Origin of the sequence: Streptomyces luteolifulvus (assembly GCF_008806595.1) — a bacterium.
Lineage (GTDB): Bacteria > Actinomycetota > Actinomycetes > Streptomycetales > Streptomycetaceae > Streptomyces > Streptomyces luteolifulvus.
Window position 1 is genome coordinate 1 of the sequence record NZ_VZRB01000026.1, and the last position, 13875, is coordinate 13875.

Consider the following 13875-nt stretch of genomic DNA (forward strand, 5'->3'; position numbering starts at 1 on the left):
AAAGGAACCTCGCCCCGGCCGTGACGGCCGGAGACGGGGTATCAACATATCTGGCGTTGATTTTTGGCACGCTGTTGAGTTCTCAAGGAACGGACGCTTCCTTCGTACTCACCCGAGACCATCTCTCAGGTTTTCCTCCGGGCGCTTCCCTTCGGTCTTGCGTTTCCGACTCTATCAGATCCTTTCGGGCCTGACTCCCAGTCAGCGGGATTTGTCCTCGCGGCCGTTGGGCCGTTCCGACGAGTGAGACTTTAGCGGATTCCCGGCTCCCGAGCTAATCGGAGGCCCGCGTCCTTTCGAACGGGATTCCTCATTTCGAAAATACGCATACCAATGGCACGACGGCAGTACGACTGATCGTCGGGTCTTGGCTGGTACTTACGGAATGGCTGCCCGGGGACCGACCGAAGTCGGCGCTCACGTCGGACAACCCGAAGAACACTACGTACCGGCCCCAGGTGTGTCAACTTCGGGCCGGACGGTCCCCCGGCGGCGTACGCTGGGATCCATGACGACGCATACGTGCACCCAGCAGTGGTGGGCCGCCTGACGGCGGCCGTACTCACGTATGCATGCAACGGCCGCCGACCCGGCGGCCGTTCTCGTATCTCCCTCCCGGGGCCGGCCGACGGTTCGGCGGTCTCTACCAGGAGGTGGAGAGATGACGCGGGTCTTCAGCGGGATCAAGCCGACCGGGCACCTGACGCTGGGGAACTATCTGGGAGCCATGCGGCGGTGGGCAGCCGTCGACCAGCACCGGGCGGACGCGCTGTTCTGCATCGTCGATCTGCACGCGCTGACCGTGGACCACGATCCGGCGCGAGTACGCCGACTCAGTCGGCAGGCGGCGACGCTGCTTCTGGCGTCGGGGCTGGATCCCGAGCTGTGCACCGTGTTCGTACAGAGTCATGTGGACGAGCACACGCGGCTGTCGTACGTGCTGGAGTGCGTGGCCACGGACGGCGAGATGCGGCGGATGATCCAGTACAAGGAGAAGGCCGCACGGGAGCGGGAGCGGGGCGGGAGTGTTCGGCTGTCGCTGCTGACGTATCCCGTGCTGATGGCGGCGGACATCCTGGCGTACGGGACCGACGAGGTGCCGGTGGGGGACGACCAGACGCAGCATGTGGAGCTGACCCGGGATCTGGCGGTGCGGTTCAACCAGCGGTACGGGCACACGTTCGTGGTGCCGAGAGCCACGCGTCCGCAGGTGGCTGCGCGGGTGATGAACCTCCAGGAGCCGACGTCGAAGATGGGCAAGAGCGACGACGCCGGGCCGGGGATCGTCTATCTGCTGGATGAGCCGGACGTGGTGCGGAAGAAGATCATGCGGGCCGTGACCGACAGCGGGCGGGACGTCGTGTACGACCCTGAGGCGAGGCCCGGCCTGGCGAATCTGCTGGAGATCCTGGCGGCCTGCACGGGTGGGAACCCTTCGGGCTTGAGCGGTGTATATGAGTCGTACGGCGCTTTGAAAAGGGACACCGCGGAGGCGGTGGTGGAGGTTCTCAGGCCCGTGCAGGAAAGGCACAGGGAGTTGTGCGCGGATCCGGGCTATGTGGAGGGGGTGCTGCGGGATGGAGCGGAGAGGGCGCGGGCGTTGGCCCGGCCGACCGTGGATGCCGCATACCGTGCGATCGGGCTGCTGCCTGCCGTGTCCGACAGCGGCTCCCCCTCTGATACCGGGGCTGTGCTGAACGCGGCCCGGTAGGCGCGTGGGCTGGTGGCGAGGCGCGATGCGAAGTGCTGGCGCATGGTGACCTCGCTGCCGAAGCCGGCGCGGCGGGCAACCTCGGGCATGGGGAGGTCAGTGCGTTCCAGGAGCTTCTGTGCGGCGGCGATGCGCTGGTCGAGGAGCCAGCGGAGGGGGGTCGTGCCGGTCGCCGCGGTGAAGTGGCGGGCGAAGGAGCGCGCGGACATACCTGCCTGGGCGGCCAGGTCGGCGACCGTGAGCGGTTCGTGCAGGTGGCGCAACGCGTGTTCGCGTACGGCGGCCAGGGCGTCGGCGTCCCGGTCCGTGTGGGGAGTGGGGTGCTCGATGAACTGTGCCTGGGTTCCGGTGCGGAAAGGGGCCGTGACCATGGAGCGGGCGATGGTGGCGGCCGCTTCGGCTCCCTGGGCGGTGCGTACGAGGTGGAGGCAGAGGTCGATGCCGGCGGCGGTACCGGCCGCGGTCCAGATGTTGTCGTCCTCGATGTAGAGGGCGTCGGGGACGACGCTGACTTGGGGGTGGTGTGCGCGAAGAAGGTCGACGAGATTCCAGTGGGTGATGGCGCGGCGGCCGTCGAGGAGGCCGGCCTGGGCCAGGGTGAAGGCGCCGCCGCAGAGCGCGGCGATGGTGGTGCCGCGGGCGTGGGCGCGGCGAAGGGCGTCGAGGACGGGGGTGGGTGCGGGTGTGAGGTGGTCGTCGAGGCCGGGGATCACGATGAGATCGGCCCGGTGGAGCCAGCCGAGGGTGCGGTCGGGGAGGAGGGTGAGACCGCCGCGCATCGGGACCGGGGTGGTGTCGGTGGCGACGCGGTGGAGGTCGAAGGCGGGGACGCCGCGGTCGGTGCGGTCGGCGCCCCAGACCTCGGTGATGACGGAGACGTCGAAGGCGCGGACACCGGGAAAGGCGACCAGGGCGACGCGGTACGCATGCTCCACGGTGGCAGTAAACCATCGATCGCTGACTTCTGTAGCCCTGGGGTGAGGGGGTCCGCGACGGCAGCATCGTGGGCATGGAGATCGCACAGAACGCAGCGCTGGTTGTCGTGGACGTCCAGAAGGGCTTCGAGGAACTGGACTTCTGGGGGCCGCGGAACAACCCCGGGGCGGATGACAGCATCGCGTCGCTCATAGACGTATGGCAGTCGACGGGGCGGCCGGTCGTCTTCGTCCGCCATGACTCGGACACGCCGCGGTCGCCCCTGCGGGCGGGGTATGCGGGCAATGAGTTCAAGGAGTACGTGGAGCGGCGGCGCGGAAAGGGGGCCGGAGCGGAGCTGTTGGTGACGAAGACGGTGAACTCGGCGTTCTATGGCACGCCCGAGCTGGACGGCTGGCTGAAGGCGGAGGGGATCACGCAGATCGTCGTGGCCGGGATCCAGACCAACATGTGCGTGGAGACCACCGCGCGGATGGGCGGGAATCTCGGGTACGACGTGATGGTGGCGTTCGACGCCACGTACACCTTCGATCTGGAGGGGCCGTTCGGCTGGCGGCGGAGCGCCGAGGAGGTGGCGCAGTCGTCGGCGGTGTCCCTGCATGGGGGCGGCTTCGCGCGCGTGGTGACGGCGAAGGAGATCGTGGCTGCGGCGGGGTGATGTGCCGCCCCCTGGGAGCAGGTCGGGCCGCCCCCGGGGAGCAGGTCGGTTCTTGGGGAGAGGTCAGTCCTTCTTGCCGGAGGCCAGTTCGCGGCTGCGGTCGCGGGCGGCTTCGAGGGCGGCGATGAGGGCGGCCCGTACACCGTGGTTCTCGAGTTCGCGGATGGCATTGATGGTGGTGCCGGCGGGGGAGGTCACGTTCTCGCGGAGCTTGACCGGGTGTTCGCCGCTGTCGCGGAGCATGGTGGCGGCGCCGATCGCGGACTGGACGATCAGGTCGTGGGCCTTGTCGCGGGGCAGGCCGAGGAGGATGCCGGCGTCGGTCATGGCTTCGACCAGGTAGAAGAAGTACGCCGGGCCGGAGCCGGAGAGTGCCGTGCAGGCGTCCTGCTGGGACTCGGGGACGCGGAGCGTCTTGCCGACGGCGCCGAAGATCTCCTCGGCGTGCGCAAGGTGTTCCTCGCTGGCGTGGCTGCCGGGCGAGATGACGGACATGGCCTCGTCGACAAGGGCGGGGGTGTTCGTCATGACGCGGACTACGGGGGTGCCGGCGGCAAGCCGGTCCTCGAAGAAGGAGGTGGGGATACCGGCGGCTCCGCTGATCACCAGGCGGTCGGCGGGGATGTGCGGGGCGAGCTCGTCCAGGAGGGTGCCCATGTCCTGCGGTTTGACCGTGAGGATCAGGGTGTCGGCGGTCTTGGCTGCCTCCGGGTTGCTGACCGGGGTGACGCCGTAGCGGGTGCGGAGTTCCTCGGCACGCTCGGGGCGGCGGGCGGTGACCAGAAGGTTGGCCGGTGCCCAGCCTGCGCGGATCATCCCGCTGAGCAGGGCTTCGCCGATCTTGCCGGTGCCGAGGACTGCGACTTTCTGGGTCATGGTGCGGGGCCCTCCGGGGGTGCGTCGTCCTACAGGCATCCTCGCATCGGGGGTGCGTGTGCGGCTTGTCTGTCCGGTGGGCGGAACGTGGCTGGAGCGCCCTCGGCCGGTTCTGGACGGGTGGGTAGCGCAGCCCGGAGCTGAGGGGGTGCCGCTTCTTTGGGACGGGCGCCGCCCCAGCGGCACGACTGCCCGCCGCGGGTCGGGACCGACCGGCGGTGAGCTGCGGTCACGCGGTCCTGCGCCGTAGCGTCGCCGCGCCCAGTCCCAGGACCAGGAGTGCGCACCCCGCCACGATCAGGACGTCCCTGATGAACGTCGCCGTCATGTCCGTGTGGCGCAGGACCTCGTTCATGCCGTCGACGGCGTAGGACATGGGGAGGACGTCGGAGATGGCTTCCAGGACCGGGTGCATGTTGTCGCGGGGGGTGAAGAGGCCGCAGAGGAGAAGCTGGGGGAAGATCACCGCCGGCATGAACTGGACCGCCTGGAATTCCGAGGCTGCGAAGGCGGAGACGAACAGACCGAGGGCGGTGCCGAGGAGGGCGTCGAGGAGGGCGACCAGGAGGAGGAGCCAGGGGCTGCCGACGACGTCCAGGCCGAGGAACCAGACGGCCAGGCCCGTCGCGAGGGCCGACTGGATGATCGCGAGGGTGCCGAAGGCGAGGGCGTAGCCGGCGATCAGATCGCCTTTGCCGAGGGGCATGGCGAGGAGGCGTTCGAGGGTGCCGGAGGTGCGTTCACGCAGGGTGGCGATGGAGGTGACCAGGAACATCGTGATGAGCGGGAAGATCCCCAGGAGGGATGCGCCGATGCCGTCGAAGGTGCGCGGGCTGCCGTCGAAGACATAGCGCAGCAGGAAGAGCATCACGCAGGGGATCAGGATCATCATCACGATCGTGCGCGGGTCGTGGCGGAGCTGGCGGAGGACCCGGGCCGCGGTGGCGGTGGTGCGGGAGACGTTGAGGGCGCTCGTGGGGGCGGTGGTGTTCATCGTCGGCTTCTTCGTCGGCTTCGTCGGCTTCTTCGTCGTCGGTGTGCTCATCGGGCCGTTTCCTTTCGCCGGCCGGCGGCTGCGGCCTCGTCGACCAGGTGCAGGAAGGCCGCCTCGACCGTTTCCGAGCCGGTGCGCGTGCGCAGGGCGTCCGGGGTGTCGTCGGCGAGGATCTCGCCCTCGCGCATCAGCAGCAGGCGGTGGCAGCGCTCGGCCTCGTCCATGACGTGCGAGGAGATGAGGAGGGTGGCACCGCGGGAGGCCGCGATGTCGTGGAAGAGGTTCCACAGGTCGCGGCGCAGGACGGGGTCCAGGCCGACGGTCGGCTCGTCGAGGATCAGGAGTTCGGGGGTGCCGAGCAGTGCGACCGCGAGGGAGACACGGCTGCGCTGGCCCCCGGAGAGGTTGCCGGCGAGGGAGTCGGCGTGGGTGGTGAGGTCGACGTCGGCGAGGACGCGGTCGATGTCGGTGCGGCGGGCGGATGCCGCGCGGCCGAGGGTGAGGATCGCGGCGAAGTAGTCGAGGTTCTGGCGGACGGTCAGGTCGTCGTAGACGGAGGGGGCTTGGGTGACGTAGCCGATGCGGGTGCGCAGGGTGGGGTGGCCTGCGGAGAGGCCGAGGACGTCGAGGGTGCCGGTGACCTTGGCCTGGGTGCCGACGATCGCGCGCATCAGGGTCGACTTGCCGCAGCCGGAGGGGCCGAGGAGGCCGGTGATCTGGCCTCGCGGGACGGTGAAGTCGAGGCCGCGCAGGACCGTGCGGGGGCCTCGGACGACGGTGAGGCCTTCGGCGCGTACGGCTGGGGTGGGCAGGGTGCGGCTCTCCGTCTCCGGCGGACCGGAAGAATAATTCATCATGCGATGAATAATCCTCGCGGGCCGGTTCGCCGTCAAGTGGGGCGTGTTCGGCGGCGCAGGCGCATGGTGTGGCGATCGGGAGCGGACGCCCCGGGCCGTGTGCCTCCGTGCCCCCGCCTGGTCACTCGGACGGGGCTGCACAGACGTCCTTCCGTTCCTGACAATGGATTTCAGTTCGCCGAGCCCCTCCCCCGGCTCGGCGCCCACGCATCTCCCACATCCCTGGAGGTGCTTCTGTCATGCGCTGTGGCGTACGCAAGGCCGATCTGTCCGCTTCCCTCGTCGTGTTTCTCGTCGCGCTGCCGCTGTGCGTCGGAGTGGCCCTGGCCTCGGGCGTGCCCGCCGAACTGGGGCTGGTCACCGGAATCGTCGGCGGGCTCGTCGCCGGGGCGCTGCCCGGCAGCAGCCTGCAGGTCAGCGGGCCGGCGGCGGGGCTGACGGTGCTCGTGTACGAAGCCGTGCAGAGGTACGGCCTCGAAACGCTCGGAGTGCTGGTGTTCGCGGCGGGGCTCGTGCAGCTGGGGCTCGGGGCGCTGCGGCTCGGGCGGTGGTTCCGGGCCGTGTCCGTGGCCGTCGTACAGGGGATGCTCGCCGGGATCGGGCTGATGCTGGTCGCCGGGCAGGTGTACGCGCTGGGTGACGCCGCCGCACCGGCGACCGGGCTCGGGAAGGTCGCCGGGCTGGTGTCGCTGCCGGGGCTGCTGGATCCGGTGGCGTTGTCAGTGGGCGGTGCCACCCTTGCCGTACTGCTGCTGTGGCCGCGGTGGAAGCGGGCGGCGCGGCTGGTGCCCGGGCCGCTCGTGGCGGTGGCCCTGGCGGCTGCGGTGACCGGGGCGTTCGACCTGGGGGTGCGGCGGGTCGACGTCCGGGGGCTGCTGGATGCCGTGCGCGTACCGGAGGCGGGGGATTTCGGGCGGCTTACGGAAGTGGGGGTGATCGGGACCGTCGTCGCCTTCGCGCTGATCGCGTCCGCCGAGTCGCTGTTCAGCGCGGCGGCGGTGGACCGGCTGCACCGGGGTGCGCGGACCGACTACGACCGGGAGTTGATGGCACAGGGAGCCGGGAACGCGGTGTGCGGGGTGCTCGGGGCCCTGCCGTTGACCGCGGTGATCGTGCGGAGTGCGGCGAATGTGCAGGCCGGGGCGCGGACCAAGGCGTCGCGGGTGCTGCACGGGGTGTGGCTGCTGGTGTTCACGGTCGTGCTGCCCGGGGTGCTCGGGCTCATCCCGGTGGCGGCGCTGGCCGGACTGCTGGTGCATGCCGGGTGCAAGCTCGTGCCGGTGCGGGAGGTGCGCGGGCTGTGGCGCGGGCATCGGGGAGAGGTCGTCGTGCTGGGGGTGACCGCCGGGGTGATCCTTGCCGGGAGTCTCTTCGAAGGGGTGCTGGTCGGATTGGCGCTGGCCATCGGGAAGACGGCGTGGGACGCGAGCCATGTGCATGTGGAGACCGAGGACCGGGGGGAGGGCGGGTTGCTGGTGCGGGTGCTCGGGCACGCGACGTTTCTGCGGCTGCCGAAGCTGCTGGACGAGCTGGAGTCCCTGCCGCACGACCGGGAGGTCAAGCTTGAACTGGGCGGGCTGCGGCACCTGGACCACGCGTGTGCGGCGGCCCTTGAGGGGTGGGCCGCCGCACGTGGTCAGGAGTTGGTGGCGAGCAGCAGGTCGACGTCGTAGATCTCCTCGACGATTCCGTCGGGGAAGGCCCGCAGCAGATGGGCGCGCTCCTCGGTGAAGAAGGCGGCGGCCGCCTCCTCGTCGTGGACCAGGAAGAGGGAGTGGCTGCCGACGTTGGCGAGATGGATGTCGACGGGGACGCGGCGGCTCCAGCGGAGCCGGCGGACGGCGAAGTCGAGACGGCCGTCCGGGTCGGGGGCGCGAGCGCCGGCCCCCGCCTTCTCGGCCGCGATGTCGATGCCGAGGAAGCGGCCGATGCGGTCCGCCTCCTCGGCGATCCACGGCACGTCGAGGGCGTCGGTGTTCCACCACAGCGCGAGCGCGCCGCCGGGGCGCAGGACGCGGAAGGCCTCAGGGATCGACTCGGCGGGGTCGGTCCAGTGCCAGGACTGCGCGTAGGTGAGGAGGTCGGCGCAGCCGTCGGTGAGGGGGAGGGCGTTGCCGTTGCCCCTGATCACCGGGATGCCGGGGAGGGCGCGGCGGAACTGGGCCGCCATGCCCTCGCCGGGCTCGACGGCGATCACATCGGCGCCGCGGTCGCGGAGGAGGGCGGTGGCTATGCCGGTTCCGGCGCCGATGTCTGCGACCCGGGAGCCGGTGAGGGGGCGGGCGGTCAGGGCCTCGATCGCGTCGAAGAGGGCGGGTGGGTAGGAGGGGCGGTTGGCGGCGTACTGGGCCGCGGCGGCGTTGAAGGAGTGGGCTCGGCTTGTGTGGGAGGGGGGCGGGGGTGCGGAGGCCGAGGGTGTGGTCATACGGCCATGGTGGCGGGCGGGGTGGGACGGCATCGGGTTTTTCGCCCCCGCCGCCCCTGCCCCTGCCCCTTCCCGTCCCCTGGGGCTGCGCCGCCAGACCCCCCTTCGGCCTCAACGGCCTCGTCCTCAAACGCCGGACGGGCTGGATCAAACGCCGGACGGTCTGGGTTATCGCTTCCGCTTCTTCGACGGGTTGCCCGTGCGGCGGCCGGTGCGCTTCTCGTGCTGGGCGCGAGCCCTGTCGTACTCCTCGCGGTGGAGCTTTTCGCCGGGAGCCTCGGTGAGGGAGCGGAAGAAGTACGCGAGCAGCGAGCCCACGAAGCCGATGGCCAGCAGGCCGCGCAGGGAGGCCTGGCGGGCCGGGTCGTGGCGCTTGGTGAAGCCGTCCCAGGTGTGGCGGAAGGCCAGGGCGCTGCACACCGCGAACATGACGACGACCAGGAACGTCACGAAGGTGCCGATGTCCGCGATCTGGAGGCCTTCGTAGGCGAAGCGCAGGACCAGGCAGGAGGCGACCGCGGCGGCGAGTGAACCCGCGGACGCGGCGACACGGCGGAGGGTGTAGCCGTCGTCGTGGTTCACCCAGGTCGTGCCGAAGAAACGCAGGGGCTCCGGGCGGGGGCCGGTGGAGCCCGCGGGGGTGGACGGGGTGCCGTTCTCGTCGCTCACCCGTCGATTATGACTCGGGGTGTCCGCGGGCTCCGTGGCGCGTCAGGAGCAGCGCGGGGCGATGTACCCGTCGGCGCCCGTCTTCACATACGCGTCCGAGACGTACTCGCCGTCGTTGATGTTGTCCCAGATCCTGGTGGTGCCGTACGGGCCGGTCACCGTCGAGCCCGGTGTCTGACAGAAGATCGGGACTCTGGCGCCCTCGGCCAGTACCCGGACGATGCTGTACGTCGTGCCGGGACCACTGCGGACATTGAGCCGGACGCCCGGCGCGACCGGGTAGTAGTGCAGGGCCGTCGTCGTGACGGCCTCCTCGACGGCCTCGGCCGCTCCGGCCTCGTCGACACGGTCGACTGACATACCGAACTCCCCCCGTTGAACCCCATGACTGCCATGGGGCCACGTTGATTCCCCTGATACGCGTGATGAAACACATATGCGCAACTCGTACATGGAGGCTAGCAAGCCTCCTCTGACTCGTACGAGTCATCGACTAGGCTCCCTGCGTCGCGCGCGCGGACGAACAGCACCGGGGGTGGTTCCATGGCGCCACAGCAGAACGCCGGAGCGGGCGCGGAAGCGGAACTTCCCGAGTACGCCGGTCACTACCGTCTTGAGTCCTCCCTCGGCTCCGGCGGCATGGGGGTCGTGCACCTGGCCCGGAGCACCTCCGGGATGCGGGTCGCGGTGAAGGTCGTCCATGCCGAGTTCGCCAGGGATCCCGAGTTCAGGGGGCGTTTCCGCCAGGAGGTGGCCGCCGCGCGGCGGGTCAGCGGGGCCTTCACCGCGTCCGTCGTCGACGCCGACTTCGAGGCCGAACGGCCCTGGATGGCCACGCTGTTCATCCCCGGACCGACCCTCTCGGACCATGTGAAGCGGAACGGGCCCATGGAGCCCGACCAGCTGCGCCGTCTGATGGCCGGTCTCGCCGAGGCGCTGCGCGACATCCACCGGGTCGGGGTCGTGCACCGGGATCTGAAGCCGAGCAATGTGCTGCTGGCCGAGGACGGGCCGAAGGTCATCGACTTCGGCATCTCACGGCCCAAGGACAGCGAACTGCGCACGGAGACGGGGAAGCTGATCGGGACGCCTCCGTTCATGGCACCCGAGCAGTTCCGCCGGCCGCGGGAAGTCGGACCGGCCGCCGATGTGTTCGCGCTCGGGTCCGTGATGGTGCACGCGGCGACGGGGCGCGGGCCGTTCGACTCCGACAGTCCGTACGTCGTCGCGTACCAGGTCGTGCACGACGAACCGGATCTGACGGGTGTTCCGGAGAATCTCACGCCGCTGGTGCTGCGCTGCCTCGCCAAGGAACCGGAGGACCGGCCCACCCCGGACGAGCTGATGCGGGAACTGCGATCGGTGGCCGCGTCGTACGAGACCCAGGCGTTCATACCGGCGCAGCGGACCACCGACGCGCGGCCGCCCGCGCAGGAGTCTCGTGGCAGAAACGGCAAGAACAGCAAGGACAACAAGAACAACAAGAACAGCGCGGACAGGAAGAAGCAGGGTCCTCGCACGAAGAGGAGCCCGCGCAGGCAGGTGCTCATGGTGGCCGGTGTGCTCGGCCTGGCCGTGGTCGCCGCCTTCGCCTCGGTGCCAATGCTGCGCGGCGGGGGAAGCCCCGTACCGAAGGAATCGGGCTCCCCGGTCGCCGCGGCCGGGTTCACGTCGTGGGAGACGAAGCCGGTCGCCGGGAAGGCGGCGGCTTCGCAATGCTCGTACGGGGCACGGATGTTGCTCTGCGCCCAGCCCGGCGTGGTGTTCGCGCTCGACCCGTCCGACGGCACCGTGCTGTGGCGGCACCGGGTCGCCGAGTCCAGCAGGAGTGAGCCGCCGGTTCTGTCGGGCGGGCTCGTGCAGGTGTCGGCGAACGACGGGCGGCGGCTGGAGGCGCTCGATCCCGCCTCGGGCAGGACGCGCTGGCACCGGGACGCGCCGGCGCACAGTGGGACGGCGTACGCCGGGGGCGTGCTGCTGCTGACGGGCGCCGACGGGACGGTCACCGGCGTGGACGGCTCCTCGGGCGAGACGAAGTGGAGCCGGCGGGTGCCGGATCAGAAGACGCCGTACTTCTCCTCGTTCGGCGAGGACTCGCTCGCCTATGCGGCGAGCAGTTCCGACGACGGGTCGAGCACACGGATCAGCGCGGTGGACCCGGCCACCGGGGACGTGCGGTGGGACGCACAGCTGAAGGGCTCGCTGAGACCGGTCGGCGTGCGTGGCGGGTCCGTGTACTTCGTCGCCGTGGATCCGGTGTACGAGGAGACGAAGGCCGTTGTCCGCTACACCCCCGGGGACAAGGACCTGCGGCGGGTGGCTCTGCCGTTCCCGCTGGCGCGTGCACGGGCCGCCGTCCACGGGGACGTCGTCCATCTGCTGGCCGCCGACGGTGCTCTGGCGGCCGTCGACCTGGCCGCGGGGAAGCAGCTCTGGAGCCTTCAGACGGCCGTGAACCGGGGTTCGACTCCGGTCGTGGACGACCGGCATGTGTTCTTCACGGCCGCCGACGGGCGGCTCCTCGCGGTCGACACGCGCAGGGGGAAGCTGGTCGGGCAGACCAAGCCGCGGCCGGGCACGGACTCGGACCGGGTCGCGGGCTCGCTGCCCGAGCCGTTGATCGCCGACGGCCATGTGTTCGCGGGCGCCCCCGACGGCACCGTCTTCGGCGTCAACGGGCGCAACCCCTCGACCTGGTAGCACGCGAAAGGGCCGCCCCCGCACGGAGGCGGCCCCAGGAAGCGGGCGAGCCCTCGGAGCCTGCGGCTCTCAGCCCAGCCGGCTCACGTCCCGCACCGCGCCCTTGTCCGCGCTGGTCGCCATCGCCGCGTACGCCCGCAGCGCCGCCGACACCTTCCGGTCGCGGTTCTTCGGGGCGTACGTCCCGCCCAGCGCCTGCTCGCGGCGGGCCAGTTCGGCCTCGTCGACCAGCAGCGCGATGGAGCGGTCCGGGATGTCGATGCGGATGCGGTCGCCGTCCTCGACGAGGGCGATGGTGCCGCCGGACGCGGCCTCCGGGGAGGTGTGGCCGATGGACAGGCCGGAGGTGCCGCCGGAGAAACGGCCGTCGGTGATCAGGGCGCAGGTCTTGCCGAGGCCGCGGCCCTTGAGGAAGGAGGTCGGGTAGAGCATCTCCTGCATACCCGGGCCGCCCTTGGGGCCCTCGTAGCGGATGACCACGACGTCGCCGTCCGTGACCTGCTTGTTGAGGATCTTCTCGACGGCCTCCTCCTGCGACTCGCAGACGACCGCCGGGCCCTCGAAGGTCCAGATGGACTCGTCGACGCCCGCCGTCTTCACCACACAGCCGTCGACGGCCAGGTTGCCCTTCAGCACCGCGAGGCCGCCGTCCTTGGAGTAGGCGTGCTCGACGGAGCGGATGCAGCCGCCCTCGGCGTCCTCGTCGAGGGCGTCCCAGCGCTCGGACTGGGAGAACGCCTCGGCGGAGCGGACGCAGCCGGGCGCCGCGTGCCACAGCTCGACGGCCTCCGCGGACGGGGAGCCGCCACGCACGTCCCAGGTCTTCAGCCAGTCGGCCAGGGACGGGCTGTGGACCGAGTTCACGTCCTCGTTGAGCAGGCCCGCGCGGTGCAGTTCGCCGAGCAGGGCGGGGATGCCGCCGGCGCGGTGCACGTCCTCCATGTAGTAGGTGCGGTTCTTGGCGACGTTCGGGGCGACCTTCGCCAGGCACGGCACACGGCGCGAGACCGCGTCGATCTGCTCCAGGCCGAAGGGGACGCCCGCCTCCTGGGCCGCGGCGAGCAGGTGCAGGATCGTGTTGGTCGAGCCGCCCATCGCGATGTCCAGGGCCATCGCGTTCTCGAAGGCCGCGAAGGAGGCGATGGAGCGGGGCAGGACCGTCTCGTCGTCCTGCTCGTAGTAGCGGCGAGTGATGTCCATGACCGTGCGGGCCGCGTTCTCGTACAGCGCCTTGCGGGCGGTGTGCGTGGCGAGGACCGAGCCGTTGCCGGGCAGGGAGAGGCCGATGGCCTCGGTCAGACAGTTCATCGAGTTGGCGGTGAACATGCCGGAACAGCTGCCGCAGGTCGGGCAGGCGTTCTCCTCGATACGGGAGATGTCCTCGTCGGAGATCTTGTCGTTGACCGCGTCGGAGATCGCGTCGACCAGGTCGAGCGTGCGGACCGTGCCGTCGACCAGGGTGGCCCGGCCGGACTCCATCGGGCCGCCGGAGACGAAGACGGCCGGGATGTTCAGGCGCAGGGCCGCGTTGAGCATGCCCGGGGTGATCTTGTCGCAGTTGGAGATGCAGATCAGGGCGTCGGCGCAGTGCGCCTCGACCATGTACTCCACGCTGTCCGCGATCAGGTCGCGGGAGGGCAGGGAGTAGAGCATGCCGCCGTGGCCCATGGCGATGCCGTCGTCGACGGCGATCGTGTTGAACTCGCGCGGGATGCCGCCCGCCTCCCTGATCGCCTCGCTGACGATCCGGCCGACCGGCTGGAGGTGGGTGTGGCCCGGCACGAACTCCGTGAAGCTGTTGGCGACGGCGATGATCGGCTTGCGGCCGATGTCCGCACCGGGTACACCGGAGGCGCGCATAAGGGCGCGGGCGCCCGCCATGTTGCGGCCGTGGGTGACTGTGCGGGACCTCAGCTCGGGCATCGTCGCTCGCTCCTTCAGAGACGGCTGTCAGAGATTTCGGGATTCTGACTGAGTCGAGCGTACGCCGGTTGCTCCAAGGGGCGGACACGTCGTCCGGAATGCGGGATGCACATCTCAGAGCCCGTG

Annotated in this window: 11 protein-coding genes and 1 pseudogene; 4 read left to right on the forward strand and 8 right to left on the reverse strand. The window is 70.4% G+C overall.

The window, feature by feature from the left end:
- The first annotated feature begins 661 nt into the window (after positions 1-661).
- A complete protein-coding gene (gene trpS, locus F7R91_RS29760) occupies positions 662-1711 on the forward strand; it encodes a tryptophan--tRNA ligase (RefSeq protein ID WP_150953677.1) in 1050 nt (349 codons plus the stop codon).
- Here trpS and F7R91_RS29765 read toward each other — a convergent pair.
- Positions 1630-2646, reverse strand: a pseudogene (locus F7R91_RS29765) (GlxA family transcriptional regulator); the annotation flags it as partial. The gene trpS and the pseudogene F7R91_RS29765 overlap by 82 nt on opposite strands.
- 74 nt (positions 2647-2720) lie before the next feature.
- On the opposite strand from F7R91_RS29765, the gene F7R91_RS29770 reads away from it, so the two are divergent.
- The gene (locus F7R91_RS29770) at positions 2721-3305 is read left to right on the forward strand and encodes a cysteine hydrolase family protein (RefSeq protein ID WP_150953680.1); all 585 of its coding nucleotides are present in this window, start codon (positions 2721-2723) and stop codon (positions 3303-3305) included.
- Positions 3306-3368: 63 nt separating this feature from the next.
- On the opposite strand, the gene proC is transcribed toward F7R91_RS29770, so the two are convergent.
- The 3 genes from proC to F7R91_RS29785 form a co-directional block, all read right to left on the reverse strand.
- Entirely contained in the window at positions 3369-4181 is an 813-nt protein-coding gene (gene proC / locus F7R91_RS29775; protein ID WP_150953683.1) for a pyrroline-5-carboxylate reductase, read from the reverse strand.
- Positions 4182-4410: 229 nt separating this feature from the next.
- Positions 4411-5226 carry an ABC transporter permease gene (locus F7R91_RS29780; protein ID WP_408056071.1) on the reverse strand — a complete coding sequence of 272 codons (816 nt, stop codon included), beginning with the start codon at positions 5224-5226 and terminating at the stop codon, positions 4411-4413.
- Entirely contained in the window at positions 5223-6032 is an 810-nt protein-coding gene (locus tag F7R91_RS29785; protein ID WP_150953686.1) for an ABC transporter ATP-binding protein, read from the reverse strand. The genes F7R91_RS29780 and F7R91_RS29785 overlap by 4 nt, the downstream gene beginning before the upstream one ends.
- A gap of 239 nt (positions 6033-6271) precedes the next feature.
- Here F7R91_RS29785 and F7R91_RS29790 point away from each other — a divergent pair, with 239 nt between their 5' ends.
- The gene (locus F7R91_RS29790; protein WP_150953689.1) at positions 6272-7705 is read left to right on the forward strand and encodes a SulP family inorganic anion transporter; all 1434 of its coding nucleotides are present in this window, start codon (positions 6272-6274) and stop codon (positions 7703-7705) included.
- On the opposite strand, the gene F7R91_RS29795 is transcribed toward F7R91_RS29790, so the two are convergent.
- From F7R91_RS29795 to F7R91_RS29805, 3 genes are all read right to left on the reverse strand, one after another.
- Positions 7669-8457 (reverse strand): class I SAM-dependent methyltransferase, encoded by a 789-nt coding sequence (locus F7R91_RS29795; protein ID WP_150953692.1) that lies wholly within the window; start codon positions 8455-8457, stop codon positions 7669-7671. The two genes, F7R91_RS29790 and F7R91_RS29795, sit on opposite strands and share 37 nt — an antisense overlap.
- Before the next feature lie 168 nt (positions 8458-8625).
- Positions 8626-9126: an EamA/RhaT family transporter gene (locus F7R91_RS29800; protein ID WP_150953695.1), complete on the reverse strand. Its 501-nt coding sequence runs from the start codon at positions 9124-9126 to the stop codon at positions 8626-8628.
- A gap of 42 nt (positions 9127-9168) precedes the next feature.
- On the reverse strand, positions 9169-9486 hold the full coding sequence (locus F7R91_RS29805; RefSeq protein ID WP_150953697.1) for an SH3 domain-containing protein: 318 nt from the start codon (positions 9484-9486) through the stop codon (positions 9169-9171).
- 183 nt (positions 9487-9669) lie between these two features.
- On the opposite strand from F7R91_RS29805, the gene F7R91_RS29810 reads away from it, so the two are divergent.
- Complete coding sequence (locus F7R91_RS29810; protein ID WP_150953700.1) at positions 9670-11826, forward strand: serine/threonine-protein kinase; 2157 nt, start codon at positions 9670-9672, stop codon at positions 11824-11826.
- A 69-nt stretch (positions 11827-11895) separates the two neighbouring features.
- On the opposite strand, the gene ilvD is transcribed toward F7R91_RS29810, so the two are convergent.
- Positions 11896-13749, reverse strand: coding sequence for a dihydroxy-acid dehydratase (gene ilvD, locus F7R91_RS29815; RefSeq protein WP_150953703.1), 1854 nt, complete (start codon positions 13747-13749; stop codon positions 11896-11898).
- Between the last annotated feature and the right edge of the window lie 126 nt (positions 13750-13875).